Annotated in this window: 26 protein-coding genes; 2 read left to right on the top strand and 24 right to left on the bottom strand. The window is 66.3% G+C overall.

Features of this window, described 5'->3' with window-relative positions; translation table 11 throughout:
- Both FJ311_10310 and FJ311_10305 read right to left on the bottom strand, forming a co-directional pair.
- On the bottom strand, positions 1-155 hold a 155-nt coding region (locus tag FJ311_10310; GenBank protein MBM3951835.1), incomplete at its 3' end, for a two-component sensor histidine kinase.
- Between the two features lie 14 nt (positions 156-169).
- Positions 170-895, bottom strand: coding sequence for a response regulator transcription factor (locus FJ311_10305; protein ID MBM3951834.1), 726 nt, complete (start codon positions 893-895; stop codon positions 170-172).
- A 122-nt stretch (positions 896-1,017) separates the two neighbouring features.
- Here FJ311_10305 and FJ311_10300 point away from each other — a divergent pair, with 122 nt between their 5' ends.
- Both FJ311_10300 and FJ311_10295 read left to right on the top strand, forming a co-directional pair.
- Positions 1,018-1,671 carry a hypothetical protein gene (locus FJ311_10300; protein MBM3951833.1) on the top strand — a complete coding sequence of 218 codons (654 nt, stop codon included), beginning with the start codon at positions 1,018-1,020 and terminating at the stop codon, positions 1,669-1,671.
- A gap of 162 nt (positions 1,672-1,833) precedes the next feature.
- The gene (locus FJ311_10295; GenBank protein MBM3951832.1) at positions 1,834-2,727 is read left to right on the top strand and encodes a branched-chain amino acid aminotransferase; all 894 of its coding nucleotides are present in this window, start codon (positions 1,834-1,836) and stop codon (positions 2,725-2,727) included.
- Between the two features lie 3 nt (positions 2,728-2,730).
- Here FJ311_10295 and FJ311_10290 read toward each other — a convergent pair whose 3' ends face one another.
- The 22 genes from FJ311_10290 to FJ311_10185 all read right to left on the bottom strand — a co-directional run.
- Entirely contained in the window at positions 2,731-5,811 is a 3,081-nt protein-coding gene (locus FJ311_10290; GenBank protein ID MBM3951831.1) for an efflux RND transporter permease subunit, read from the bottom strand.
- 13 nt (positions 5,812-5,824) lie between these two features.
- Positions 5,825-7,000 carry an efflux RND transporter periplasmic adaptor subunit gene (locus tag FJ311_10285; protein ID MBM3951830.1) on the bottom strand — a complete coding sequence of 392 codons (1,176 nt, stop codon included), beginning with the start codon at positions 6,998-7,000 and terminating at the stop codon, positions 5,825-5,827.
- 46 nt (positions 7,001-7,046) lie between these two features.
- Positions 7,047-7,943, bottom strand: coding sequence for an agmatinase (locus FJ311_10280; protein MBM3951829.1), 897 nt, complete (start codon positions 7,941-7,943; stop codon positions 7,047-7,049).
- 50 nt (positions 7,944-7,993) lie between these two features.
- Positions 7,994-9,277 (bottom strand): M20 family metallopeptidase, encoded by a 1,284-nt coding sequence (locus FJ311_10275; protein ID MBM3951828.1) that lies wholly within the window; start codon positions 9,275-9,277, stop codon positions 7,994-7,996.
- Between the two features lie 15 nt (positions 9,278-9,292).
- Positions 9,293-9,961, bottom strand: coding sequence for an amino acid ABC transporter permease (locus FJ311_10270; GenBank protein ID MBM3951827.1), 669 nt, complete (start codon positions 9,959-9,961; stop codon positions 9,293-9,295).
- Between the two features lie 96 nt (positions 9,962-10,057).
- Positions 10,058-10,879, bottom strand: coding sequence for an amino acid ABC transporter substrate-binding protein (locus tag FJ311_10265; protein ID MBM3951826.1), 822 nt, complete (start codon positions 10,877-10,879; stop codon positions 10,058-10,060).
- Between the two features lie 22 nt (positions 10,880-10,901).
- Positions 10,902-11,708 (bottom strand): amino acid ABC transporter ATP-binding protein, encoded by an 807-nt coding sequence (locus FJ311_10260; protein MBM3951825.1) that lies wholly within the window; start codon positions 11,706-11,708, stop codon positions 10,902-10,904.
- Positions 11,709-11,855: 147 nt separating this feature from the next.
- Positions 11,856-12,686 carry a TIGR00730 family Rossman fold protein gene (locus FJ311_10255; GenBank protein ID MBM3951824.1) on the bottom strand — a complete coding sequence of 277 codons (831 nt, stop codon included), beginning with the start codon at positions 12,684-12,686 and terminating at the stop codon, positions 11,856-11,858.
- Positions 12,683-13,168, bottom strand: a complete 486-nt coding sequence (locus FJ311_10250) for a molybdenum cofactor biosynthesis protein MoaE (GenBank protein ID MBM3951823.1) — start codon at positions 13,166-13,168, stop codon at positions 12,683-12,685. The genes FJ311_10255 and FJ311_10250 overlap by 4 nt, the downstream gene beginning before the upstream one ends.
- Entirely contained in the window at positions 13,165-13,443 is a 279-nt protein-coding gene (gene moaD / locus FJ311_10245; protein ID MBM3951822.1) for a molybdopterin converting factor subunit 1, read from the bottom strand. The genes FJ311_10250 and moaD overlap by 4 nt, the downstream gene beginning before the upstream one ends.
- Positions 13,440-14,738 carry a molybdopterin molybdotransferase MoeA gene (locus tag FJ311_10240; GenBank protein MBM3951821.1) on the bottom strand — a complete coding sequence of 433 codons (1,299 nt, stop codon included), beginning with the start codon at positions 14,736-14,738 and terminating at the stop codon, positions 13,440-13,442. The genes moaD and FJ311_10240 overlap by 4 nt, the downstream gene beginning before the upstream one ends.
- On the bottom strand, positions 14,725-15,246 hold the full coding sequence (gene mobB / locus FJ311_10235; GenBank protein ID MBM3951820.1) for a molybdopterin-guanine dinucleotide biosynthesis protein B: 522 nt from the start codon (positions 15,244-15,246) through the stop codon (positions 14,725-14,727). Before mobB ends, FJ311_10240 begins: the two co-directional genes overlap by 14 nt.
- Positions 15,243-15,842, bottom strand: a complete 600-nt coding sequence (pgsA, locus tag FJ311_10230; GenBank protein MBM3951819.1) for a CDP-diacylglycerol--glycerol-3-phosphate 3-phosphatidyltransferase — start codon at positions 15,840-15,842, stop codon at positions 15,243-15,245. Before pgsA ends, mobB begins: the two co-directional genes overlap by 4 nt.
- A gap of 50 nt (positions 15,843-15,892) precedes the next feature.
- Positions 15,893-17,749, bottom strand: coding sequence for an excinuclease ABC subunit UvrC (gene uvrC, locus FJ311_10225; protein ID MBM3951818.1), 1,857 nt, complete (start codon positions 17,747-17,749; stop codon positions 15,893-15,895).
- Between the two features lie 256 nt (positions 17,750-18,005).
- Positions 18,006-18,425 carry a dihydroneopterin aldolase gene (gene folB / locus FJ311_10220; protein MBM3951817.1) on the bottom strand — a complete coding sequence of 140 codons (420 nt, stop codon included), beginning with the start codon at positions 18,423-18,425 and terminating at the stop codon, positions 18,006-18,008.
- A gap of 37 nt (positions 18,426-18,462) precedes the next feature.
- Positions 18,463-19,218 carry an SDR family oxidoreductase gene (locus FJ311_10215; protein MBM3951816.1) on the bottom strand — a complete coding sequence of 252 codons (756 nt, stop codon included), beginning with the start codon at positions 19,216-19,218 and terminating at the stop codon, positions 18,463-18,465.
- 36 nt (positions 19,219-19,254) lie between these two features.
- Positions 19,255-19,752: a DsrE family protein gene (locus tag FJ311_10210; GenBank protein MBM3951815.1), complete on the bottom strand. Its 498-nt coding sequence runs from the start codon at positions 19,750-19,752 to the stop codon at positions 19,255-19,257.
- The gene (locus tag FJ311_10205) at positions 19,749-20,348 is read right to left on the bottom strand and encodes an RNA pyrophosphohydrolase (GenBank protein ID MBM3951814.1); all 600 of its coding nucleotides are present in this window, start codon (positions 20,346-20,348) and stop codon (positions 19,749-19,751) included. Before FJ311_10205 ends, FJ311_10210 begins: the two co-directional genes overlap by 4 nt.
- Positions 20,349-20,353: 5 nt before the next feature.
- On the bottom strand, positions 20,354-21,799 hold the full coding sequence (locus FJ311_10200) for a divergent polysaccharide deacetylase family protein (GenBank protein MBM3951813.1): 1,446 nt from the start codon (positions 21,797-21,799) through the stop codon (positions 20,354-20,356).
- A 24-nt stretch (positions 21,800-21,823) separates the two neighbouring features.
- On the bottom strand, positions 21,824-23,182 hold the full coding sequence (locus FJ311_10195) for a S41 family peptidase (protein ID MBM3951812.1): 1,359 nt from the start codon (positions 23,180-23,182) through the stop codon (positions 21,824-21,826).
- The gene (locus FJ311_10190; protein ID MBM3951811.1) at positions 23,179-24,396 is read right to left on the bottom strand and encodes a hypothetical protein; all 1,218 of its coding nucleotides are present in this window, start codon (positions 24,394-24,396) and stop codon (positions 23,179-23,181) included. Before FJ311_10190 ends, FJ311_10195 begins: the two co-directional genes overlap by 4 nt.
- On the bottom strand, positions 24,393-25,394 hold a 1,002-nt coding region (locus tag FJ311_10185; GenBank protein MBM3951810.1), incomplete at its 5' end, for a 2,3-bisphosphoglycerate-independent phosphoglycerate mutase. The genes FJ311_10190 and FJ311_10185, both read right to left, overlap by 4 nt.

Below are 25,394 nucleotides of genomic sequence, written 5' to 3'. Positions count from 1 at the left end.
ACGCCTTGCGCCAATCGATCCATGATCTTGCCCCAATGGGTGTCGTAGAACACGATCGCCGAAATCAACTGCACGATCGCGAGCGGGGTGATCAGGATCACCATCGTCCGCCCGAGCAGGGACTTCGGCATGTATTGTTTGACGATGGGTTCCATGGGCCGCGCCCCGCTCAGTCGAAATTCAAGGCATATCCGCGTCCGCGCGCGGTCACCAGATGGCGGGGGTTGCGGGGATCGTCTTCGATCTTGCGCCGCAAGCGGGTCACCTGCACGTCGACCGCACGCCCGCCGCCCGACGCGCCGGTGAGACGAGCCAGCTCCTCGCGCCCCACCGCTTCTCCCGGTCGCGTGGCCAGCACGGCCAACAAGGTCGCTTCCGCTTCCGTCAACCGCACCGTTTCGCCGGCGCGCGTCAGTTCGCGGCGATCGGCGCGAAAGACCGATGCTCCCAAGCGGATCTCGTCGGGCGCCTCGGCGACGGGCGCCGGAGGCGGCTGCGCGAGCCGGCGCAGGATGGCGTTGAGCCTGAGCAGCAATTCGCGCGGCTCGAACGGCTTGACCAGGTAGTCGTCGACGCCCGCTTCCAGGCCGGCGATCCGTTCTTCGGGCTCGCCCATGGCGGTCAGCATCAAAACCGGCGGCGAGCGTTCGGCGCGGAGCGCGCGCGCGAGCGCGAGGCCGTCCTCGCCCGGCATCATGCGGTCCAGCACCAGGACGTCGAAATCGAAGCTCTTGAGGCAGGCGCGCGCCTCGGCCGCATCGGCGGCGGCGGTCACGACAAAACCGTTGTTGACCAGATAGCGCCGGATGAGGTCGCGCAGACGGGCATCGTCATCCACCACCAGGACATGCGGAACCGAGGGGGCGTGTTCGTTCGGCGCGGGCATGGCCGACATTATAATCGCCGCCGGGGCCGGAAAAAGGCCATGCCGGCGCCGCCGGGAGCCGATGCCGGCGGAAATTCCGGTTGCCGGAGCGGAGCTTCGCTTGCGACAATGCGACCGGGATTTCAAGAATCATGGCTTTTTCGCGAACCGTAATCTTTTTCTGCGGCGCCCTGCTCACCGCGGCGGCCACGGCCGCCATCGCCAAGGATTTGACGACGTACGTGCAATTGGCCAACGTCACCGCGGTCGCGGCCTCCGCCTCGGGCCAGCGCGGAACGGTTCCGGTCACGGTTGTCCTGCACGTCGCCAACGTCGCCACCGCAAACGACACCTGCCGCAACCTGCCTGCGGTGCGGGCGGCCATCATGTCCGCGTCATCGCGCTCGCCGATCCCTTTTGCCCAAGGCCGGTTCGATTCGGATGGGGTCTCCAACGTTATCGCGGGCGAGATCGAAACCGCCGCCCGGCTCAAGGGCATCGTTCGCATCGGTTTCATCTACGGCACGCCCAAGGATACGTCGGACACCGCCACCGACGTGATCGACCCCGGCGACGTGACCGGCCAGAAGCAAACCATAAAAAGCGGAACATCCGGGAAAAGCGCCCCCTGTCGCCGGATCGCGGAACCGCCGCGCGACCTGGGCTGGACAACCGTTAAGGTCCAGGAAACCAAGGACAAGAACATGACCCCTCGCGCGCCGCCGTTGCGCGACCCGGCCACGCAAACCCAATCCAAGCCTGGTCCCGCGTTCGAAACCCACCCCCAATTCGCGCCCAAGAAGTAGTCCGAAAAACGGCCGGGAACGCCGCTTGTTCCGATCGGGACACATCGTCCGGCGCGCGTCATGCCCAGGGGTTGCGCCCTTCGAATATTCCTCTAACATCGCGTCCCGGGCGCGGCCGTTGACGGCGGGCCGCGCCCATTGAACGCCCGGAACAGGACGACCATGGCCGACCAAAAACCCTTCGACGATCGCGACGGATCGATCTGGATGAACGGCCGCATGGTGCCGTGGCGTGACGCGAAGGTGCACGTGCTCACCCACGCGCTGCATTACGCCTCCGCCGTGTTCGAGGGCGAGCGGGTTTACGGCGGTAAGATCTTCAAGCTGACGGAGCATACCGAGCGGCTGGCGAACTCCGCGCGCCTGCTCGGTTTCGAACTGCCCTACTCGGTCGCCGAAATCGACGACGCTTGCCGCAAGGTCTGCGCCGCCAATAACATCGTCGATGGCTACGTCCGGCCCATCGCCTGGCGCGGCAGCGAGATGATGGGCGTCGCCGCCCAGGCTGCCCGCATCAACGTCGCCATCGCCGCCTGGGCGTGGCCGTCCTATTTCTCGCCCGAGGCCAAGACCAAGGGCATCCGCCTGATGTTTTCCGAATGGCGCCGTCCGGCGCCCGAAACCGCGCCGGTGCACGCCAAGGCGACCGGGCTCTACATGATCTGCACGCTCTCCAAGCACACGGCCGAGCGCCAAGGCTTTCATGACGCCCTGATGCTCGATTGGCGCGGCCAGGTCGCGGAAGCGACCGGCGCCAATGTCTTTCTCGCCATTGCCGGCAAGCTGCATACGCCGACGCCCGATTGTTTTCTCGACGGCATCACCCGGCGCACGGTGATCGATCTCGCCAAAAAGCGTGGCATCGAGGTGATCGAGCGCGCCATCTGGCCGGAAGAGCTGGCCAAAGCCGACGAGGTGTTTTTGACCGGTACCGCCGCCGAGGTGACCCCGGTGGGCGAAATCGGCCCCTACCATTTCCAGCCGGGCACCATCACCCGTTCGTTGTCCGAGGACTACGAGCGCCTGGTCGGCAAAAAAGTCATCCAAGCGGCGTAATCGTCATTCGCCGGGCTGGTGCGCTTCTTCTCCAACGGCGGTCTTGCGCGAAGACAGCTTCGCGCCCGCGCGCTTCGCGAGCGTATAAACGGCCGGCACCACGTAAAGGGTGAACAGCGTCCCGACCAGCAGGCCACCGACGATCACCCAGCCGATCTGGCGGCGGCTTTCGGCGCCGGCGCCGACGGCCAGCGCGAGCGGCACCGCGCCCAGCACCATCGCCCCGGTGGTCATCAGGATCGGGCGCAGCCGCAGCACGGCCGCCTCGGTCACCGCCGCGACGGTATCACCGCCCTTGTCGCGGATCTGGTTGGCGAACTCGACGATCAGGATGCCGTGCTTGGTGATCAGGCCGATCAAAGTCACCAAGCCGACCTGGCTGTAGATGTTAAGGGTGCCGCCGGACAGCTTGAGCGCGAGCAACGCGCCCGTCATCGAGAACGGCACCGTCAACATAATGATGAGCGGCTCGGTAAAGCTTTCGAATTGCGCCGCCAGCACCAGATAGATGAAGGCCAACGCCAGGGCAAACGTCATCGTCAAGCCGGCGCTGGATTCCTTGAACTCGCGCGATTGGCCGCCGTAATCGACCCGCGCCGTCGGCGGCAGCACCTGGGCGGCGGATTTGTCGAGGAACGCCAGCGCCTCGCCGAGGGTGTAGCCGGGCGCCAAAGTCGCGGTCAGCGTCGCCGAACGCAACTGGTTGAAATGGTTGAGTGATTGCGGCGCGACCTGTTCCTCGAGCCGGACCAGGCCGGCGAGCGGCACCATCTCGCCCGAACGCGCGCGCACATGGATGCGCGCGAGGTCGTCGGGGTTGCGCCGATCCAGATCGGCGACCTGGACGACGACATCGTACTGCTTGCCTTCGCGCTTGAAGCGGGTCACTTGCCGGCTGCCGAGCATGGTTTCGAGCGTGCGACCGATTGCCTCGATGTCGACGCCAATTTCGGCCGCCTTGTCGCGATCGACCGCGACCCGAATCTGCGGCGCGTTCAGCTTGAGGTCGCTTTCGACGTTGATCAGCCCGGGAAAAGTCCGCGCCCGTGCCATCAGCGCGTCCATCATGCCGGCCAACTCGTCGTAGGGGCGCGAGGTCAGCACCACGAATTCGACCGGCTTGGAGCGGATGTTCTGGCCCAAGGGCGGCGCATGGACTGGAAACGCCAGCACGCCGGGAATGGCGAACAACTGCGGCGCCACCGATTGCGCGATCTCGAATTGGGTCCGCTTGCGCTGCTCCCACGGCACCGTGCGCACGAAAGCGATGCCCTGGGCCACGGTCGGGAACCCGGCCACGACGAAATAGCGGTTCACTTCCGGCACGGCGCGGAAGATATCTTCGATCGGGCGAATGTGCGCCGCAGTGTAGCCGATGGTGGCGCCTTCGGGCGCGACTACCACGGTGACCATCACGCCCTGGTCCTCGAACGGCGCGAGTTCGGAGCGCAACTGGGTGAAAAGCGCGACACCGCTCAACGCCGCGAGGCTGCCGATCCCGAGTACCAGGCCGAGGCGCCTGAGCGACCACACGAGCGAACGGCGATAAAGCGCGATCAGCCTGTCGATCGCGGCGCCGACCGCGGCCGAAACGGCATTCACCCGCGTTTCGTGGCGCAACATGCGCGAACACATCATCGGCGACAGGGTCAAGGCAACGAAGCCGGACACCAGTACCGCGCCGGCCAACGCCCAGGCGAATTCGGTGAACAATCGCCCGGTGGTTCCTTCCATCAACCCGATCGGGACGTAGACGGCGGCCAGCGTCAGCGTCATCGCCACCACCGGAAAACCGATTTCCTTGGCGCCCTTGAACGCGGCCTCGATCGGCGAAAGCCCGCCTTCGATGTGACGATGGATGTTTTCGAGCACCACGATCGCGTCATCCACCACCAGGCCGATGGCGAGCACCATGGCCAGCAAGGTGAGGGTATTGATGGAAAAGCCGAGGGCGTACATCAGCGCGGCGGCGCCCAGCAGCGATACGGGGATCGTGACCAGCGGAATCAGGGTCGCCCGCACGGAACGCAGGAACAGGAAAATGATGGCGACCACCAACACCACCGCTTCGCCCACCGTCGCGCGCACGTTCTTGATCGAGGCCTCGATGAACTGGGATTTGTCGTAGGCGATCTCGACCTTCATGCCCTCCGGCAACGCGGCCAGCACCCGCGGCATTTCCTTGCGCAACGCCGTCGACACGTCGAGCGGGTTGGCGGTCGCCTGCTTGACGACGCCGAGCGCGATGGTGAGATTACCGCGGTAGCGCGCGATGCGCCGTTCGTCGAGCGCGCCGAGCTCGGCGTGCCCGACGTCCTTGAGGCGGACCAGATAGCCCCGGTCGCGGCGGATGATCAGGTTGTCAAACTGGGCCGGCGTGCGCAGGTCGGTTTCGGAGAGCACCGTGAATTCGCGCGCCACGCTTTCGATCCGGCCCGACGGCACTTCCACGTTCTGGGTCCTGAGCGCCGCTTCCACGTCCTGGGGCGTCACCCCGTAGGCCGCCATCCGTTCGGGGTCGAGCCACACGCGCATGGCGTAGCGGCGCTCGCCGTAAAGGCGCACTTCGGCCACTCCGGGCAGTGTCTGCAGCTGATCCTTGACGTGGCGATCGGCGTGATCGGTGATTTCGAGGGTCGAATGGCGGTCGCTGAAGAACGCGAGCCAGACGATCGGCTGGGCGTCGGCCTCGACCTTCTGGATCAGGGGTTCGTCGATATCCTGGGGCAGCTTGTTGCGCACCCGGCTGACCCGGTCGCGCACGTCGGCGGCGGCCGCGTCGGGCGCGCGCCCGAGGCGGAAGGTGACGGTGATCTGGCTTTGCTCCTGGCGATTGACCGAGGTCAGGAACTTCACGCCTTCGATACCGGCGAGCGATTCCTCGAGCACCTGGGCGATCTGGGTCTCGACGATCTCCGCGCTGGCGCCGGGATAGCGGGTGTCGATCGTCACCACCGGCGGATCGATGTTGGGATACTCGCGCACCGACAGGCGGGTGTAGGCGACCAGCCCGATCAGCACCACCACCAAGCTCAACACCGTGGCGAGCACCGGGCGACGGATGCAGACGTCGGACAAAATCATGGTCGTCTTCCCGTCAGGATCCCGTTTTGGGCGCGGCGGACGGCGCAGGCATCTGGGCCGGCCGCGCGCCGATTGGTTGAACCGGCGCGCCGTCCTGAAGTTTCATCTGTCCGGCGGTCACGACTTCTTCGTCCGGCGCCAGACCGCGCACGATCTGCACCTGGCCCGCGACGCGGCGACCGATCTCGACCGAAGCCAGCGCCGCCTTGCCGTCGATCACCTTGTAAACGAAAAACTTCTCGCCGCGCGGCAGAATCGCCTGTTCGGGAATGGAGATCGACTCGCCGCTTTCGCTGACCGTCAACGTCACGCGCGCGAACAGGCCGGGGCGCAGCCGGCGCTCCGGGTTCGGCAGCCGCGCGCGCACGGCGATGGAATGCCCCGCGGGATCGATTTGCGGGTCGATGGCGTAAACTCGGCCGTCGAAGGACCGTCCGGGGAAGGCGTCCACCTCGGCCGCGACTGTTTGCCCGACGGCGAGCACAGCGAGATGACGCTCCGGGATGCGGAAATCGAGTTTGACCGCATCGATGCTTTCGAGATTGACCAGGTCCTGCCCGGCGGCGACGTAATCGCCGACGCTGATCTGGCGCAGCCCGACGATGCCAGTGAACGGCGCCTGGATACGGGTCTTGGCGAGGCGCGCGCGCGCCAGTTCGACACGGGCCCGGTCCATTTCCATGCGCGCCAGCGCTTCGTCGCGCGCGCGCGCGGTGCCGGCGCCTTTTTCCAGCAGTTCGCGCGCGCGCAGATTGTTCTGGCGGGCGAGCACGTAAGCGGCCTCGGCTTCGACCAGTTCGGCCTTGGCGATGCTGTCGTCCAGGCGAAACAACAGCGCGCCCTGTTCCACCACCTGGCCTTCGGCGAACGGCGTTTCGATCACCCGGCCGGCGATTTCGGGCCGCACGATCACGGATTCGTCGGAACGGAACGTGCCGACCGCGCGCACGGTCTCGGCGAGCCTTACTGCATTGGCCCTGGCGGTTTCGACTGGTACGCCGCCCTTGGGCCCTCCCGAGCCGGCGGCAGGTCCGGCACCCGTCGGGGCCTCCCGACCGAAGCCGAGCACAGCGAGCGCCGCGCGCATCGGCCCCGAGGTCAGCGCGTCGGCGCGAAATATCCACGCCGCGAACGCGACCAAAACGATTCCCGCCGCCAGCGCGGCGAGGCGAATGCCCAGGGAAGACATAACGGAACCGATATTAGGTTACAGACTCGCGCCCGGCAACGGCCGCTTACTCGAACTCATTGCGTCGGCATGCCAGCGCCAGACACTCCAGCATCACGGTGCCGGCGAGGAACGCGGTCATGCCGCCAATGTCGTGGGGCGGGCTCACGGTGTTGACGTCGAAGGCGACAAAGTCGAGGCCGGCGAGCCGTTGCAGCAGCGTCAACCCTTCGCGCGCGGATGCTCCACCCCAGGTCGGCGTGCATACCCCGGGCGCGCACGACGGATCGAAAAAATCCATATCGAAACACAGATAGATCGGTCGGCCGGCCAGCCGCTTGCGCACATGGGCGATGACGTCGTCGTAGCCGCGCCGGTTGAGCTCCTGGCCGTCGATCAACTCGTAGCCCTTCTCGCGGGTATGTTCGAATACGTGCTGCGTATGCACGGTGCCGCGCGGGCCGACATGGATCGAGTTGCGAGCATCGACGACCCCTTCTTCCGCGGCGCGGGTGAAGGTGGTCGCGGTGTTGTAGCGCTGGCGCACGTCACCGTCCCCGGGATAGGTGTCGGTATGAGCATCGATGTGCAGCACCGCCAGACCCGGATATTTCCGATGCATGGCGCGAAGCTGCGGCAGTGTCACCGCTCCATCGCCGCCCATGGAGAGCGGAATCGCGCCGGCGTCGGCGATCCGCCACACCGCCTCCTCGATCCGGGCGAACGATTCCTCGATCGCGCTCGGGGTCAGGCGCACGTCGCCGCAATCGACGACATTGAGGCGCGTTAAAGGGTTGAAGTCGGCATGCGGCGGCTGATAAGGCCTGACAAGGCCCGACTGCTGGCGGATGGCGCTTGGCCCCTGTCGGGCGCCGATACGGCTCGGATGCGTGCCGCAGTCGAAGGGAATTCCCAGGATCGCCGCCCGGCTATTCGCGAGATCGTGCGAATAGGGAACGCCCATGAACGTGCCCGGACACTTGAATAACTCGTCGTCGCCGATATCGGTGCGTGTCATGGATCGCCCTTCCCTGCCGACAGGTAATCGAACGCCGTCAGGGTATGCATGTACCCGACCGCGAACAAATCCTTCAAGGTCACATACTCGTCGGCCCCTCCCATATTGTGGGGCGTGAGCCCGCAAACGACCGAGGGTATCCCGCGCCGACGATAAAGACGGGAATCGGACGCGCCGACCCGCATGTTGACCACGGGCGTTTCCCCGAGCGCCTCGCGCCCGCTCGCCCTCAGCAGGCGTACGATAACGTGATCGGGCGGGGTCCAGTTCGGCTCGTAGCGCCGCACAATACGATAATCGATTCCGGCCAAGGAGCCGAGCAACTTCTCGATCCGCGCTTCGATCCCGGCCGTCGTCGCGCCGACCGGCAGGCGGATGTCGAGGCTCGCGCGCGCCGCCGCAGGAACGAGATTTGCGGACGTCCCTCCCGAAACGATGCCGCAATTGACGGTAACCGACTGCAGAACCTTCGCCTCGCCGGCACCGGAGAGCGGTTCGGATACCGACCGAGCCGCGCGGATCGCGGCCGTAACCGCGCGCGGTGCGCGTACCGGCACACGCCGCAAATCCCTCAGGCGGGCGAGCGCCTCCATCAGGCGTTCGAGCGCGTTGGCGCCGAGATGGACGTGTGCGCCGTGGGCGGGCCGACCCTGCGCCGTCACCTCGATCCAGATCATGCCCTTTTCGCCGAAGCGCAGCACCCTGGGCGAGCCGGCATCGCCGCAAATCATGGCGTCGCCGGTGACATGGGGCACGGTGTCGAGCAAAAATTCCGCGCCGCGCACGCCCATGGTTTCCTCGTCGCCGGCGAGCGCCACCACCACCTCGCCCCGCCAAGCTTCGCGCCGCTCGGCGAGGAGAAGAAAGGCGAGCAATGAGCAGGCGATGCCGCCCTTCATGTCGCAGACGCCGCGCCCGTAGAGCCGGCCTCCCCTACGTACACCCGCGAACGGATCGACGGTCCAGCGGGAAAGATCGCCGGCCGGAAAGGTGTCCAGGTGCCCGCTGAAGACGAGCCGCCGCCCCGGTCCGTTGCCCTTCATGCGCGCCACCACGTTGGCGATCGGGGGTTCCGAGACAATTAATTCGACCTCGGCGCCCGTGGCTTGGCGCAAGATCGCGGCGGCGACCTTCGCCACCGCCCGCGTGTCGCCGGGCGGATTTTCGCTTTTGGCGCGGAGCAGGCGCACACAAAAGTCGACGAGTTTATCGCGGCTTATTTTGACGTCCGCCGCAAGCGTTCGCCGCGTCGCGGCGTCAGGGGATCGGCGTCGGAGCATGGTTTCCATCACCCCTCAACGGACATGGACGTGCAAGCGCCGCTCCAACCCGCGCATGGCCAGCGATAGGGGCCAGCAGATGAAGAAATAGATGACCGCGATAAACGTGAAGATCTCCAGCGGTCGGAAGGTGGCCGCGCTGAGCTCGGTCGCCTTGCGCGTAATCTCGCCGACCGCGAACACGGACGCCAGCGACGAAAGCTTGATCAGATCGACGAAATTGTTGACGAGCGGCGGCAAGATCGTGCGAAACGCCTGCGGTAGAACGATCCGGGCGAATGTCTGCGCCGGCTTGAGGCCAAGCACCTTGGCGGCCTCGACGTGACCGCTCGGCACCGCCTGGATGCCGGCCCGGTAGACTTCGCCCAAGTAGGCCGCCGAATGGAGCGTAAGCCCTGTCAGCGCCGCGCCGAAGGCCGAGATCTGGACGTCCAGCAGAATCGGCAGCACGTAATAGAACCAGAACAGTTGCACCAAGACAGGCGTGTCGCGGAAGATTTCGACGTAGCCCGCGGCTATAAGCGAAACGGCGCGGTTTTTGGACATGCGCACGAGCGCGACCACTAGCCCCAGCACCATCGACATGGCGAGCGCGAGAAACGAGATGGCCACCGTCAGCCAAAGCCCATCCATCAAGAAGGGCAGATTGTTCCAGACGGCGTCGAAGCGAAACTGATAGGTCATCGCACGACCTCCCTTGCGTGTCGCGCCGGCGCGAGCGAGCGCCCGCGCGGAGGCGTTGCCCCCGCGCGGGCGCGGCGTCGACGGCGCTTCCGCGCGTTATTTCAGGTGAACGACCGGCTCAAGACCGTTCTTCTTGGCGTATTCCAAAAGCCGCCCATCGCGCTTGATCGTCTGCACGAACAGGTTGATGTAGTTGAGCCACACCTGGTCGCCCTGCGGGACCGCATAGGCGTAGGGCGTAACCGCCAGCGGCTCGGTCGGGGCGACGATCGACGCCCAGTCGTGAAGCGACTCGAGCTTCTTGGCGATCGGGTAATCGGTCATCAGAATGTCGGCCCTCCGGGCCGCGACTTCGCCTTCGCGCGTCGCCGGCGGCTGCACCGAAAGAACCTTCGCCTTTTTCAGATACCCCTTCATGAAGGTCTCGACATAGCTGCCCAACGCCACCGCGACGACAAGGCCGTCCTGGTCGAGGTCGGTCCATTTTTTGATTTTCGGATGATCCTTGCGGGTAACGCCATAGATGCTGGTGACAATGTAGGGTTCGCTGAATTCGACCGCCCGGGCGCGCGGAAGCGTGGCCCCCAGACCGAACATGCAGATATCGCATTTGTCGGCCTGCATATCGGCGATGAAAGCCCCGAACGAGGTCTCGACGAACTGCACCTCGGCGCCGAGCTCCTTGCCGAGCGCCTGGGCGACGTCGATATCGATGCCCTGGAGCTTACCGGTGGTCGGATTCTTGTGCGAAATCGCGTAGTACTCGGGCCAGATGCAAACCCGCAGCTTCTTCGATTTTGTCACCCGCACCAAATTCGATTCCCTCGCTTGGGCCGCGGCTTCGGTCGTTGCCAGCGCCAGCGCGCCGACAAAGGCCAAGACGGCCATAAGTCCGATCCATGTTTTAGTTCGATTCATGATGGTTCTCCCTGGTTGTCGTTCAACGATTGATGATGGTCGTCAGAAAACGTTGCGAGCGTTCATGCTTCGGCGCGCGAAAGATGACATCGGGCGATCCTTCTTCGACGATCTGAGCGTCGCTCATGACGATGACGCGGTCGCAGACGTCGCGGGCAAATCCCATTTCGTGGGTCACCACCAGCATGGTCATGCCGTCGCGGGCGAGCTGACGCATGACGCCGAGCACTTCCTGCACCAGTTCCGGATCGAGGGCGGATGTCACCTCGTCGAACAACATGACGTGAGGATTCATAGCCAGCGCGCGGGCGATGGCGACCCGCTGCTGCTGGCCGCCGGAAAGGCGCGACGGATACTCGTCGCGTTTTTCGGTCAAGCCGACCTTGCCGAGCAGCGCTTCGGCAAGCGCGACCGCCTCGGGGCGGGTCATGCCCTTGACCCGCATCGGAGCCTCGATGACGTTTTCAAGCGCGGTCAGGTGGGGCCAGAGATTGAAATTCTGAAACACCATGCCGATCTCGGGCCGATTTTGGCGGATGCGTCGCGCGACCTCGCGATCCGGCGGCGCGCAGGCGATGATGGAACCCTCCATCCAAATCCGACCTTCGCTCGGCTCCTCGAGCAACGCGAAACAACGCAGCAAGGTGCTTTTGCCCGAGCCGCTGGGACCGATGATCGACACCACCTCGCCCTTGCCGATCGTCAACGAGATGTCGCTCAAGACCTCGAGCGCGCCGAACCTCTTGTAAAGGCGTTCGGCCCAAATGAGCGGCGGACGAGAAGCCGCATTGGCGGCTGCCGCCCCGGTGGCTGGGTCCGCAACGCGCATATCTGGGTGTCCCCTCGATTGGCGGCCGTTCCCGCCAGGCCCCGGTCCGGCGCCCGTACACCCGCCGGAAAGAGAATATTACACAGAAATCACCAAACCCTGTCAAATGGAGGTGACCGTTCAGGCGGTGCGCGGATCGGCCCGACGTTACAGGCTCGCGCCCGGCAACGGCAGAACGCCCTCCAGCCGACCGGTGATGTAGGCGAAGGCGTCACTGACCGTGTCCGCGCTTTTGAACAGTTCGAGGTCGGGCGGATCGATGGTCCCGTGCTTGACCATGGCGTCGAGGTTGAGGACTTCCTTCCAATAGGGCGTGCCGTAAAGAACGATGGCCATCGGCTTGCGCAGCTTGCGGGTCTGCACCAGCGTCAACACCTCGAAGAATTCGTCGAGCGTGCCAAATCCGCCCGGAAAAATGACGATCGCCTTGGCGAGATAGACGAACCAGAATTTGCGCATGAAGAAATAGTGGAATTCGAACGTGAGCTCGCGGGTGACGTGGGTATTGGCTGCCTGCTCGTGCGGGATCGAGATATTGAGCCCGACGTTGAGTCCCTTGGCCTCGGAAGCGCCCCGATTGGCGGCTTCCATCACGCCCGGCCCGCCGCCGGTGCAAACGACGAAGCGCCGCGACGGGTCCTTGAGACCCTTCGACCATTCGGTCAGGCGGGACGCGAGCTGGCGCGATTCTTCGTAGTAGCGCGACATGGCGAGCGCCCGTTCCGCAGCGGCCGTGTCGCCGCCGTGCCGGCGCGCGGCGGCGAGCCGTTCTTCGGCGACGTCGCGCGGCAGCAGGCGGGCCGAGCCGAAGAACACGATGGTGTCGGAAATGTCGTAGCGGGCGAAGCGCGACTTCGGTTCCTCGAATTCCGCCAGCATGCGCACCGAGCGCGCGTCGCGGCTGGCGAGAAAGCGCGGATTCTTATAGGCCTTGAGCGGCCATTTTTCGGCCCGTTCGTCGTCGGGGTCGCGGGTCATGAACCGGACTTCACCGCTTTCGCCCAGCGCGCGGCCGCCGCGTCGTCGGACGCGCGCGCATCGACCCATTGGCCGCCTTGGGGCGTTTCCTCCAGTTTCCAGAAGGGCGCCTTGGTCTTCAGCCAGTCGATCAGGAACCGGCACGATTCGAACGCCGCCTCGCGGTGCGCCGACGCGGTCGCCACCAGCACGATGCGGTCCCCCGGTGCCAGCCGCCCGTAGCGGTGAATGACGAGCGTGTCCTCGAGCGGCCAGCGCGCGCGGGCCTCGGCCTCGATACGGCCGATTTCGGTTTCGGTCATGCCCGGGTAGTGTTCGAGCGTCATGGCGCCGACCGGCTTGGTCCGACCGGCGTTTCCGTCGTCGGTCATATCGCGCACCAGGCCGACGAAGACGCAGACGCCGCCGATCTTCGCGTTGCCCGCGCCGAAACGGGCGAGTTCCTGGCCGACGTCGAAGTCTTCGCGCTGCACGCGGATCATGCGGCCCCTCCTCCGGTCGCGCCGCCCGTCACCGGCGGAAAAAACGCGACCTCATCACCCGGCTTGATCGGGTGATCCATCTTAACATAGTTCTGGTTCACGGCGACGCGCACCAGCGCCGCGTCGGCGAACGCCTTTTCGCGCCCTTCGCCTCGCGCCGCGAGCCACGCCATCAACTGCGCGACCGTGGTCACATCGCCGGGCGGCGAAACATCCTCGCTCGCGCGCCCGGCGCGCTCGCGAAAATAGGCGAAATACAGAATCCGCACGGTCATGTCAGCAACTCCGAAAAGGGCAAAAAATTCACCGGCTGGCCGGGTTCGACCCGTACGATCTCCTCGGTCAGCTCGACCAGGCCGTCGGCCTCGGTCATCGACGTCAGGATGCCGGAGCCGGAGCCGCGCACCTTGCGCGCGCGCATGCCGCCGGCGGCGTCGGGTACCAGCTTGGCGCGCACCCATTCCAGCCTTCCGGCCTTCTTGTCGTAGGCGAAATCCGCCGCGACGCTGAAACGCAACGGCACGATTTCGGATTCGTTCGCGCCCGACATCTTGAGGATCATCGGCCGCGCGATGCGCATGAAGGTGGCCATGGCCGCGACCGGATTGCCCGGCAAGCCGACGAACGCGGCGCCGCCGACGGCGCCGAACGCCACCGGCCGGCCCGGCTTGATCGCCAGGCGCCAGAGATCGATCCGCCCGCCGATCGCGGCGACGGCACCCTTGACGTGATCTTCTTCGCCGGCGCTGACGCCCCCCGAGGTTACCAGAAGATCGTGCCCGCGCGCGGCCGTGCCCAGCGCCTCGCGGATCGCCGGTTCGCGGTCGGGCAGAATGCCGAGGTCGGACACCTCGAGCCCGAGTTCGCGCAAAAGCCCCATGATGGCGAAACGGTTGGAATCGAAAATGCGGCCGCCCTCGAGCGCGTCGCCGCCCAGGCCGGGATCCTGCACCTCGTCGCCGGTCGAAAAGACCGCCGCCTTGAGCGGGCGGTAGACGGAAAGCCGCGCCCGGCCGACCGAGGCGGCGACGCCGAGGTCCTGGGGCCGAAGCCTTCGGCCGCGACGCAGGATGGCGTCGCCCCGTTTGATGTCTTCGCCCCGCTTGCGGAGATTGGCACCCTTCTTCAAGCCGGACGGAAAGAACGCTACGCCCCCCTCGGCGCGTACGTCTTCTTCCATGAACACCGTGTCCGGTCCGTCCGCGGTCGTGCCCGAAGCCCCGAACGGAATCGGCGCGCCGGTGAAGATGCGGATGGCTTCGCCCCGTTTGGCGGGACGCCCCAGCGGATGACCGGCGGTGACTCGTCCGGTCACGGGCAAGCGTGTTTCGCCCTTGGGATCGAGATCGGCGACATAGACCGCGTAGCCGTCGACCGCGGCGTTGTCGTGCGGTGGCACGTCGCGGGTCGCGGCGATGTCCTCGGCGAGGATACGCCCGAGCGCGGCCGCGAGCGTAACCTCCTCGGCTTCGGCCGCCGGCGCGACTCGCGACATCAGCGTCCGCTCGGCCTCCGGCAGCGCGATCAGTCCGCCCGCGAAGGCGAAGCAATCGTCCTTAAGCTGCGCCATGACGAACCGGCGCCCCCAGCCGAAGGGTGGCGAGAATGTGGTCGACGATTCCGGCCACGTCGTCGAGCGCGAAGCCCGGCACCGGCAGGTCGGGCGGCAAGGCGTCGCTCGCCACCGCCACCACGTGCGGATCGTTGAGGCAGAGCAGCGGCTTGCCGAGCGCCGGACGGTGGATTTCGAGCTTGGGATGGGGATAAGCCTTGAATCCTTCCACCAGCAGAATGTCGACTGGCTTCATCCGGGCGATGAGCGCCTTGAGGTCGGGTTCCGGCTCGCCGCGCAATTCGTGCAGCAGCGCCCAGCGCACCGACGACGAAATCATCACTTCGTTGGCGCCGGCGAGACGGTGCTCGTACGAATCCTTGCCCGGCTTGTCGATGTCGAAGCTGTGATGGGTGTGCTTGATGGTGGAGACGGAAAATCCCCGGCCGATCAATTCGGGCAGCAGCTTGACCACCAGGGTGGTCTTGCCGCTGCCGCTCCAGCCCGCGAGGCCGAAAACCTTCATTGCCCCTCCGAGGCCTGCGGCGATTTCCGCCGGGAGACGACGCCGAGATGGCGAAGGCTGGCCATGAGGTAATCGAAACCGGTAACGACGGTCAGCACCGCCGCAACCCAAAGCCCGAGGACGCCGATCTCGGTCGTGGACAGAGGGCCGAACTCCGGCCCGGCATCGCCGACGATCAGGAATCCGAGCGTCACCATCTGCAGGCCCGTTTTCCATTTGGCCAGCTGGCTGACCGGCACGCTGACGCGGATATCGGCGAGGAATTCGCGCAAACCGGACACCAGGATCTCGCGGCAAAGAATGATCGCCGCCGGCAGCAACGTCAGTCCGCCCAACGTGTCGACACCCACCAGCATCAGCAGCACCGCCGAGACCAGGAGCTTGTCGGCGATGGGATCGAGAATCCGCCCAAGACTCGATTGCTGGCCCCACCGGCGCGCGAGATGGCCGTCGAGAATGTCGGTAACCCCGGCCGCGACGAAAACCCCGAGCGCCAACCAGTTGCCGAGCGGACGTTCGACCAGCATCAGCACCACCACCACCGGCACGGCGAGGATGCGGGAATAGGTCAGGAGGTTGGGCAACTTGAACGTCATGGCGCGCGGCTCGGAGAGTGGTGAATACCGGTTACCCGCTATTTTAGACCCTATCCCTCGGGGTGAAACCAGGCATAGATTCGACGCGCGATCGCGCGGCTGACGCCCGGCACGCGCTCCAAATCCGCCAATCCCGCGCGGGACACCACCTCGGCCGCGCCGAAATGGTGCAGCAGCGCCCGCTTACGCCGCGCGCCGATACCGGGAATTTCGTCGAGCGCCGAGCGCGTGAGCGCCTTGCCGCGCCTAGCGCGATGGGCGCCGATCGCGAAGCGGTGCGCTTCGTCGCGCAGACGCTCGATGAAATACAATACCGGATCGCGCGGCTCCAGCCGGAACGGCTCGCGCCCCGGCATAAAAATGCGCTCGCGGCCGGCGTTGCGGTCGGGCCCCTTGGCGATGGCGGCGAGCGCGATGTCACCCAGCCCGAGATCGGCGAGAACCTGGCTTGCCGCCGACAACTGCCCGGCGCCGCCGTCGAGCAGCACCAAATCCGGCCATTGTCCCGACGCGCGGTCCGGGTCCTCCTTGAGGGCGCGAGAGAAGCGGCGGCTCAACACTTCGCGCATCATGGCGTAGTCGTCGCCGGGGGCAAGGTCCTCGGATTTGATATTGAACTTGCGATAGGCACCTTTCACGAATCCTTCCGGCCCCGCCACGATCATGGCGCCACCGGCGGCGGTGCCGCGGGTGTGGCTGTTGTCGTAGACCTCGATGCGTGCGGGCGGGGCGTCCAGCCCGAATGTCGCCGCCATTGCCCCGAGCAGTTTTTGCTGGGAAGCATTTTCGGCGAGCTTCCGGGTCAGCGCCTCGCGCGCGTTGGCGAGCGCGTGCTCGACCGCCGCGCGTTTCTCGCCCCGCGCCGGGGTTTCGACTTCGACCTTGTGTCCGGCGCGAAGGGCGAGCGCCTCGGCCACCAGCGCGCGGTGCGGCAGGCGGTGGCTGAGCAGGATCAGCCGGGGCGGCGGATGGGCCGCGTAAAATTGCCCGAGAAACGCCTCAAGCACCGCCGGGGCCTCGTCCTCGCGCCCGTGGGCGGGGAAATAGGCCCGGTCGCCCCAATTAGCGCCGGCACGGAAGAAAAAAACCTCGATGCACGTCTGGCCGCCCGCCTGGTGGGCGGCGATCACGTCGGCTTCCGCCGCGACGGAGAGGTGTACGCGCGCCTTGGCCTGCACCTGGGCCAGCGCGCGCAGGCGGTCGCGCAACTCGGCCGCTGCCTCGAAATCGGTGCGATCGCTCGCCTCCTGCATTTGGCCTGCGAGCTTGTCTTGAATTTCCCGGCTGCGCCCGGCCAGAACGGCTTTGGCGTCGTCGACTTGGCGGGCGTATTCGGCTTCCGTGACGCGCCCGACGCAAGGAGCCGAACAGCGCTTGATCTGATGAAGGAGGCACGGCCGCCGGCGGTTGGCGAACACCGCATCGGGGCACGAGCGCAGCAGAAACGCCCGTTGCAGGAACGAAAGGGCTTCGTTCACCGCCCAGGCCGAGGCGAACGGGCCGAAATAGTCGCCCTTGCGCGTGCGCGCGCCCCGATGCTTGAGCACCTGGGGAAACAGGTGGTCGCGCGCGATCAGGATCGAGGGAAAGGATTTGTCGTCGCGAAGCAGGATGTTGTAGCGCGGCCGGTGGCGCTTGATGAGATTGGCCTCGAGCAGCAGGGCCTCGGCCTCGGTGTGGGTGGTGACGAACTCGAGGCCGTGCGTTTCCGCGATCATGCGCCGGATGCGCAAGGATTGCCGTTCGGGCCGGGTGTAGGCGTGAACGCGCTTCTTCAGGTTCTTGGCCTTGCCGACGTAGAGAACCTCGCCCTTGCCGTTGAGCATCCGATAGATGCCGGGCTTGGCCGGAAGGCGCACCAGTTCGGACCGGATCGCCGTGGCCCCGGTGGTTTGCTGCTCGGTCATGGCGCGCCGCGTTGTGTGGATAACATTGTTGATAATCGCAGGAAAATCAGCGGGCAACGGGCGGGAAGCCCTCCGGTCGCGGGCGCGCGCCCCCCCATCCGGTTCTTGTCAACCCCTTAATATTAAACGCGAAACCAGAGGATGGCGAGGATCGGAAAATCGCCCATTTGGCCGCCGCTCGGCACCCGACGATCGTTCCACCCGCCGGCGGCGGCATGTGCATGAACGGACCGGCGCCGCCGGCCGGAGACGGCCGTCAGACGGGAACGTTGAAACGCTCGATCTCGACGCCGACGCTTTGGGCATCGGGCACGATGTCCAGTTTCTCGATCCGCACCCGGACCGATCGGACGCGGGCATCGGCGAGACACATGGCGGCAATGTCCTCGGCGAGCGTTTCCACCAGGTTGACGTGACCGCGACCGACGATCGCCTTGACCTTGGTGACGATCTTTTCGTAGCAAATGACGTTGTTGAGCTTGTCGTTCACCGGCTCGGCGCCCTCGCTAACCGCGAGGTCGAGATTGACCCGGATGCGCTGTTCCGCTTCCCGTTCGTGGCGGTGGACGCCGATCGATCCGAACAGAACGAGGTCGCGCACGAACACGTGGCGCACCCCGGCGCGCCCGTCGGCAATGCGCGGCAGTTGGACGATTTTTGCGGTTTCGGAGGTCACGGTGTCCGGAAGATTACGTGGGTTCGGTTGCGGGATGTCAATCGACCGGCGATGTCGCGTTTCCGGGTTGCGCCCAGCCCAGATGCTGGCCGCCGTCGAGAGCGATCATTTGCCCGGTCATCGACGGCGCGTCAAGAATGAACTGCAACGCGCGGCAAATTTCATCGACCTCGATCGGCCGACGCAATGGCATCATAGACCATTGACGGCGAAATTGTTCGGGCGTCTGGTGGGCGCTTTGCAAGGTCGGACCGGGTCCGATGGCGTTGACGCGCACCTCGGGCGCCAGCGCCAGCGCCAAGGTCTGCGTCAGTCCCCATAAGCCCATCTTGCTCACCGTGTAGGAGACGAAATACGGGGTCGGATTCCAAACCCGCTCGTCGATCAGGTTGACGACGTTGGCGGGAATGCCCGGCGGGCGGCGGCGGGCGAATTCCTGAATCAGGACGAACGGCGCGCGCAAATTGACTTGAACGTGCTGGTTCCAGGATTCGCGTGTCACCGTGTCCCACAAGTCGTTTTCGAAAATCGAGGCGTTGTTGACCAACAGGGTAAGGGGCCCGATCGCGCGCGCGGCGCGTTCGACCAGGGATTGAGTCGCGTCCTCGTCGGCGAGATCGGCCTGAACCGTTTGCGCCCGGCCGCCCCGGGCCGCGATCGCGGCCGCGGTTTCATCCGCGTCCTTGGCCGAGCGATTGTAATGGATCGCGATCGACCAGCCCGTTTCCGCCAACGCGAGCGCGATGGCACGGCCGATGCGTCGTCCGGCGCCGGTGACGAGCGCGGCCTTCATCGCCGGCCGCGCTCCGCATCGGGAGAAACCCGTCGTTCAGTCAACCTGAATGTAGGCATAGCCCTTGTTCTGCAGCACGATCAGGTTTTCCCAGACGTTGTCGGCGACCACAACGAACGGTTGGACGTTGTCGAGTCCGACCTTCTGGACCTTCATGGCCTCGGCGCAGACCGCGACCGGCACGCCGCCATCCCTCAGCTTCCGGATCGTGTCCTGCGCTCCGGCCATGTTCTTGATGCTGTCTTTGTCCTTCTCGAAATTGGTCTTGTCCAGGGTCTTGGTCACGAACTTGGTCGCCGGGCCGCGGATCGTGACGACGAAGTCGGGCGTGATGCCTTTTTTCCTCAGGGATTCGGCTGTCCGGCCGATCAGGGCGACCTGACTGTTGAACCGGCGTTCGTCGCCCTGGGTCACGTCCCACACCACCTTGGCCGTGGTGACGCCCTTGAAAATGTCGACGTTCTCGGCCCGGGCGGCGCCGGCCAGCGTCAGGATCGCGAAGGCAAGAAACGTGGCGAGAGCGATTGCTTTCATCGTCTGAGCCTCCTTGGCGGGGTGCGGCTCCGGCGTTTCGCTTTCGGCCGCGCCGGAACGATCTTAGCCGGTTTTGCGAAACGGCGGAATTGCTCCACCAATGCCCGGTAGAGCGGGCGCTTGAAGGCGACGATCCGCGCGGGCAGTTTTTCAAGGTCGATCCACTTCCAGGCATCGAACTCGGGATGGCCGCCGGCGTCCAGCCGGATGTCGGCGTCGGTTCCCTCGAAGCGGAGCGCGAACCATTTCTGCTTTTGGCCCCGGTAACGGCCGCCCCACGAACGCGCCGCCAGCGGCGCCGGCAGATCGTAAGCGAGCCAGCCGCGCATTTCGCCGATAATGCGGGCGCGCGACGTGCCGATTTCCTCGGCCAGTTCGCGCAACACCGCGCGACGCGGGTTTTCGCCCGCGTCGAGACCGCCTTGCGGCAGCTGCCAAGCCGCGGTCCTGGTGTCGAGGCGGCGGGCCACCAGCACGCGACCCTGCTTGTCGAACAGAACCGCGCCGACGCCCTTGCGATAAGGGCGATCCTTCCGATGCGCGCGAAGATTCGCCCGCGCGCCCTTGCGATAAGGGCGCTTTTTTTTCGTCCGCACCACGGTCAGCGAACCTGCCGCCCGGCGACGGCCGAAACGGGCACCAGCGCGATCCCCTTGCCCGCGAGCGTCGGGATCCAGGCGGCAAGCCGGTCGAGGGTTACCGGATACGCCTGCGCAAACCCGACCGCGGCCTTGCCGCCGCGGGCCATGGTTTCCAACTCGGCCAACTTGGCATCGATGGCGGCGCGCGACGGCTCGGCATCGATCATGACATCGACCACGGCCGACGGCTGGCCGAGTGCGGTCGCCACCCTCGGCACCAAGGTGTTTTGCGTGCCGCCGCCATCCACGATCATCAGGCCCCGTTTGTGCAGTTCTTCCATCACCGGACGGAGCGCTTGTTCCTGGACAACCAGATCACCCTCCGGGGTAGTGATGACGCCTATGTAGCCCGCGCCGCGCGTCAGCGTCTGCTCAAGGCGCTTGAGATTTTCGGGCGGAGCCAGCGCCGCCTGCAACGCCGCCGGCCCTTCGTCGACGATCGGAAACTTGACCGAACGCACCGGCTGGATGAGCAACACCTCGTGGCCCGCCTGGCGGGAGCGGGATATCCAGTCGGGAATGCCCTTGGCCGTCGGATCGAAGGCGAGCGTCACGACGCCGGGCAGACGGCGTATGGATTCGATTCCGCTCGGACGACTGAGGCCGAGTCGTCCGATGATGATGGCGATGCGCGGGCGCACATCGTCCGCCGCGGGACCGGGTCCGGCGTAAACCTGCCACGGTCGCCGGCCGTCGCGGCCGATCCTGGGCAACGACCCCGCCGAAACTTGCTCGACCAAGGCGATGTCGGGCGCCGGCACCAAGGGCGGATCGGACGGCCGGTCGGGAATGCGCGCGAAGGCGTCCTGGTTGACCGCCGGCACGGCCAGCATCGCGCCGGTCGCTTGCGGCGACACCAATACGTTCAACCCACCGCCCGTGCCGCCCTTGGCCGCGGCCTTGCCCTTGGCCGCGGCTGGCGCTTCTTCCTCGGCGGACGGCGGAGCGAGCGCGGATTGCAGCCGGGCGCCGACCTCGAGGCGAGGCCGCGCCGCCTCCACTTTCGGCTTTGGCGTCAACGCCCACCAGGTGCCGCCGGCGACCATCAGCAAAACCAGGAAACCGCTCGCGCCGGCGACGGCGATTTTCTTCTTCTTATCGAGCCCGCGCCAAACGGCGGTGAGGCCCTTCTTTTTTTTCTTCTTGGGGGCGCCGTCTTCGTCGAGCTCGTCCTCGTCGGCGGAGGCCTCGCGCTCGTCCGGTTCCTCCTCCGGTTCCTCCTCGCCCTCCGACGGCACCGGCCGCGCCGGGCCGAACAGCTTGCCGCCGAGCTTCGCGCCCAAAACCTTGCGTCCGAACGCGCGGAAGTCGAAGCGCCGCTTGGGCTTCTCTTCGCCGTCGGCCTCGTCCTCTTCCGGTTCGGGTTCGGGCTTAGGCCGGGGCTTCGCCTTGGGCGGTGCGGCCACGTCCGCGATCCTCCGTCGGGCGGCCTAGGAGCGAGTCTTGACCGGTGCCGCCGCCGGCGCGGATGTCGGCGCGGCGCCGAACAACGCCAGACCGCGCAGCAGGTCGAGCGCGCGGCGCAGTTGGTAATCCTGCGCCTCCGGCGTTTGTCCCGGCTGGGCGGGATCGCTCGGCTTCGATTCCGGCTTGGATTCGGGCGCCTTGCCGTCGGCCGGCTTCTCCTCCGGCTTGGGAGCGTCGAGGGCGCCGCGCAAATCGGCCTCGCCGCGACGGGCGGGCGCTTGCGTTTCCTCGATGCGCGCCTGTTTCACCTCGATGTCGGGCTCGATCCCCTTCGCCTGGATCGAGCGTCCCGACGGCGTGTAGTAGCGCGCGGTCGTAAGCCGCATGGCGCCGTGCCCGGCGAGCGGGATGATCGACTGCACCGATCCCTTGCCGAACGACTTGGTGCCCATGAGGATCGCGCGCTTGTGATCCTGCAACGCGCCGGCGACGATTTCCGACGCCGAGGCCGAGCCGCTGTTGATCAGCACCACCATCGGCAAGCCGCCGAGCACGTCGCCCGGCTTGGCGTTGTAGCGCTGAATGTCCTCGGCCTTGCGCGCGCGGGTGGAAACGATTTCCCCCTTGTCGAGAAACGCGTCGGAAACCGCGACCGCTTGGTCGAGCAAGCCGCCGGGATTGTTGCGGAGATCGAGCACCACGCCCTGCAACGGCTTGGCGTCCGCGCGCAGCTTTTCGATCGCCTTGAGCAGGCTCTTGTCGGTTTGTTCGTTGAACGACGAGATGCGGATGACGCCGATGTTCCCTTCCAGCCGCGCGCGTACCGAATCGACCTGGATGACGGCGCGGGTCAGCGTAACATCGAATGGGTCGCGCGTGCCGCGACGGACGGTGAGCCGAATGTCGGTCCCGATCTTGCCGCGCATCTTTTCCACCGCCTGCTCCAGGGTCAGGCCCTGCACCGGCTCCTTGTCGAGGTGGGTGATGATGTCGTTGGGTTCGATCCCGGCGCGCGCCGCCGGCGTATCGTCGATCGGCGAAATGACCTTGACCAAGCCATTTTCCATCGTCACCTGAATGCCGAGCCCGCCGAACTGGCCGCGGGTCTGGACCTGCATTTCGCGGAAGCTCTTGGCGTTGAGGTAGCTCGAGTGGGGATCAAGCGCGCTCAACATGCCCGAAATGGCGGCCTCGATCATCTGTTCGTCGGTGGTCGCATCGACATAATCGGCGCGCGCGCGCTCGAACACGTCGCCGAACAAATTGAGCAGCCGGTAGGTCTCCGGGGTGTTCTTGGGTTCTTCGGCTACCGCCGGAAGAGCCCACGCCGACCCGATCGTCCATGATGCCAGCGCGAACGCCGCGAAGGTTGTCTTGTTCATCCGCTCACCTTGCCGTTGTTGGCCGCGAGCCAGGGCAGAGGGTCGAAAGGTTGCCCGCCGCGGCGAATTTCCACGTAGAGGCGGGGAAGGCCCTTGTCGCCTTCGCCCATGACGCCGACCGGTTCGCCCGTCTCCACCCACAGGCCGGGAACGCCGTCGATGCGGGAAAGCCCCGCGAGAAGCGTATGATACCCGTCGCCGTGATCGAGGATCAAGAGTTGGCCGTAACCGCGGAATACGTCGGCGAATACGACGTACCCCGCGAACGGCGCGACTACGGTCGCTCCGGCCTGGGTTTCAAAGGTGACGCCGCGGTGCGTGAGCCCCGTCGCCGCCGCTTGCCCGTAGCGGATCACCACCTGGCCGACCACCGGCGTCGGCAGCTGCCCGCGCGAGCGGGCGAACGGGGTGGTCGACGGCGTGAGCGACGTCGCCGGGGACCGCGGCCGCGCCGCAGCCGCGGTCTCGGTCCGCCGGCGTGCCTTTTCCGCCTCAAGGCGCTCCAGCAATTCGTTCAGGCCCTTCGCCTCGGCCGCGAATTGGGCGAGGCGACGCTCCAACGCCTTGGTCTCGGCCAACGCTTCCTGCGCCAGCGCCGACCGGCGCACCAATGTTTCCTCCAACGCACGGCGTTCCTGGTCGAGCTTGGCCTTGGCCGCGGCATGGCGGGCGAGGACCCGCGCCGCTTCCGCCTTGGACGCGCGCACTTCATCGAGATCGGTGCGGATATCGGCGGCGCGGCGTTCGATCTCGGACACGGCCGCGCGCAGCAGGATCGCGCCGCGCACGATGTCCGAAGGCGGTGCCGGATGGGCGAACATCGCCTCGGGCGGATAGAGGGCGAGCCGCTGCAACGCCATCACCGCCTTGCCGGTTTCGGCGTGGCGCGCGCGCAGCCGGTCGGCGACCATGGCTTCGGCGCGGCCGAGCGCGGCGACCTCGGTTTCGAAGCGAGCCAGCGTCCGCTCGCCGTCCTGCGCGACGCGGGCGGCGGCGACGGCGCGGGCGCGCACCTGCTCGATCTCGACCGCCAGCTCGGCCGCGCGCTTTTTGAGTTTTTCGCTTTGCTCGCGATCGCGCGCGATGTCCTGTTCGAGCTGCTTCAGGCGGCGGCCTGGATCGTCCTTGGTCTCGGACCAGGCCGCAGCCGATCCGAGCGCGCAAACGACGGCGAACGCCAGCGTTCGCAATAGCGCGCGACCGGCACCGGTCATCGCCGTCCGGCCGCCTTGACCGCGGACCCGGACACGAGCAGGGACTCCCCGGTCATCTCCCTCGGCTGGGCGAGGCCCATCAATCCCAACACCGTCGGCGCCACGTCGCTGAGCCGCCCGTCGCGCAAACCGACTATCGACGCCGGGCCGTTGACCAGGATCGCCGGCACGAGGTTGAGCGTGTGGGCGGTGTGCGCCTGGCCGGTGGCGCGGTCCGCCATCTGCTCGCAGTTGCCGTGATCGGCGGTGATCAGCATGGCGCCGCCCGCCTCGATCAGCGCGCGCTCCAGCCGGCCGAGGCAAGCGTCGATCGTTTCCGCCGCCCGGATCGCGGCGGAAAGAACGCCCGTGTGGCCGACCATGTCGCCGTTGGCGTAGTTGACCACGATCAAGTCGAAACGGCCCGAGTCGATCGCCTCGACCAGCCGATCGGTCACTTCGATCGCCGACATTTCCGGCTTCAGGTCGTAGGTCGCGACCTTCGGCGACGGCACCAGGATGCGCTCTTCGCCGGGGAACTCCTGTTCGCGCCCGCCGTTGAGGAAGAACGTGACGTGCGCGTATTTCTCCGTCTCGGCGATGCGGAGCTGGTTGAGGCCGGCATCGGCAACCACCTCGCCCAGGATCTTGGTCAGGTTTTCGGTTTCGAACAGCGCTAGGAACAACCGGTCGAGTTCGGCCGAGTATTCGGTCATGCCGAGCCGAGCCGCGAGAGCGGGAACGCGTGCCCGCGCGAAACCGGAAAACGCGGGATCGGCCAGCGCGGCCAGGATTTCACGCACCCGGTCGGCGCGGAAATTGGCCATCAAGAGCCCGTCGCCGTCCTTCATGCCGGCGTAACCGTCGATCACGGTCGGCTTGACGAATTCGTCCGTTTCGCCGCGCGCATAGGCGGCTTCGACGGCGGCGCGCGGCGAACCCGCCCGTTCCCCTCGGCCGTCGACGAGGGACGCGAAAGCCTGCGCCACCCGCTCCCAGCGCTTGTCGCGGTCCATGGC

This window comes from Rhodospirillales bacterium, from assembly GCA_016872535.1.
Lineage (GTDB): Bacteria > Pseudomonadota > Alphaproteobacteria > Rhodospirillales > 2-12-FULL-67-15 > 2-12-FULL-67-15.
This window is presented reverse-complemented; position numbering and strand designations above follow the sequence as displayed.

Excerpts from the sequence above, each read along its gene's own strand:
- FJ311_10305 (MBM3951834.1), bottom strand. The coding sequence starts at position 895 with ATGTCGGCCATGCCCGCGCCGAACGAACACGCCCCCTCGGTTCCGCAT.
- FJ311_10300 (MBM3951833.1), top strand. The coding sequence starts at position 1,018 with ATGGCTTTTTCGCGAACCGTAATCTTTTTCTGCGGCGCCCTGCTCACC.
- FJ311_10295 (MBM3951832.1), top strand. The coding sequence starts at position 1,834 with ATGGCCGACCAAAAACCCTTCGACGATCGCGACGGATCGATCTGGATG.
- FJ311_10290 (MBM3951831.1), bottom strand. The coding sequence starts at position 5,811 with ATGATTTTGTCCGACGTCTGCATCCGTCGCCCGGTGCTCGCCACGGTG.
- FJ311_10285 (MBM3951830.1), bottom strand. The coding sequence starts at position 7,000 with ATGTCTTCCCTGGGCATTCGCCTCGCCGCGCTGGCGGCGGGAATCGTT.
- FJ311_10280 (MBM3951829.1), bottom strand. The coding sequence starts at position 7,943 with ATGGGCGTTCCCTATTCGCACGATCTCGCGAATAGCCGGGCGGCGATC.
- FJ311_10275 (MBM3951828.1), bottom strand. The coding sequence starts at position 9,277 with ATGCTCCGACGCCGATCCCCTGACGCCGCGACGCGGCGAACGCTTGCG.
- FJ311_10270 (MBM3951827.1), bottom strand. The coding sequence starts at position 9,961 with ATGACCTATCAGTTTCGCTTCGACGCCGTCTGGAACAATCTGCCCTTC.
- FJ311_10265 (MBM3951826.1), bottom strand. The coding sequence starts at position 10,879 with ATGAATCGAACTAAAACATGGATCGGACTTATGGCCGTCTTGGCCTTT.
- FJ311_10260 (MBM3951825.1), bottom strand. The coding sequence starts at position 11,708 with ATGCGCGTTGCGGACCCAGCCACCGGGGCGGCAGCCGCCAATGCGGCT.
- FJ311_10255 (MBM3951824.1), bottom strand. The coding sequence starts at position 12,686 with ATGACCCGCGACCCCGACGACGAACGGGCCGAAAAATGGCCGCTCAAG.
- FJ311_10250 (MBM3951823.1), bottom strand. The coding sequence starts at position 13,168 with ATGATCCGCGTGCAGCGCGAAGACTTCGACGTCGGCCAGGAACTCGCC.
- moaD (MBM3951822.1), bottom strand. The coding sequence starts at position 13,443 with ATGACCGTGCGGATTCTGTATTTCGCCTATTTTCGCGAGCGCGCCGGG.
- FJ311_10240 (MBM3951821.1), bottom strand. The coding sequence starts at position 14,738 with ATGGCGCAGCTTAAGGACGATTGCTTCGCCTTCGCGGGCGGACTGATC.
- mobB (MBM3951820.1), bottom strand. The coding sequence starts at position 15,246 with ATGAAGGTTTTCGGCCTCGCGGGCTGGAGCGGCAGCGGCAAGACCACC.
- pgsA (MBM3951819.1), bottom strand. The coding sequence starts at position 15,842 with ATGACGTTCAAGTTGCCCAACCTCCTGACCTATTCCCGCATCCTCGCC.
- uvrC (MBM3951818.1), bottom strand. The coding sequence starts at position 17,749 with ATGACCGAGCAGCAAACCACCGGGGCCACGGCGATCCGGTCCGAACTG.
- FJ311_10215 (MBM3951816.1), bottom strand. The coding sequence starts at position 19,218 with ATGAAGGCCGCGCTCGTCACCGGCGCCGGACGACGCATCGGCCGTGCC.
- FJ311_10210 (MBM3951815.1), bottom strand. The coding sequence starts at position 19,752 with ATGAAAGCAATCGCTCTCGCCACGTTTCTTGCCTTCGCGATCCTGACG.
- FJ311_10195 (MBM3951812.1), bottom strand. The coding sequence starts at position 23,182 with ATGAACAAGACAACCTTCGCGGCGTTCGCGCTGGCATCATGGACGATC.
- FJ311_10190 (MBM3951811.1), bottom strand. The coding sequence starts at position 24,396 with ATGACCGGTGCCGGTCGCGCGCTATTGCGAACGCTGGCGTTCGCCGTC.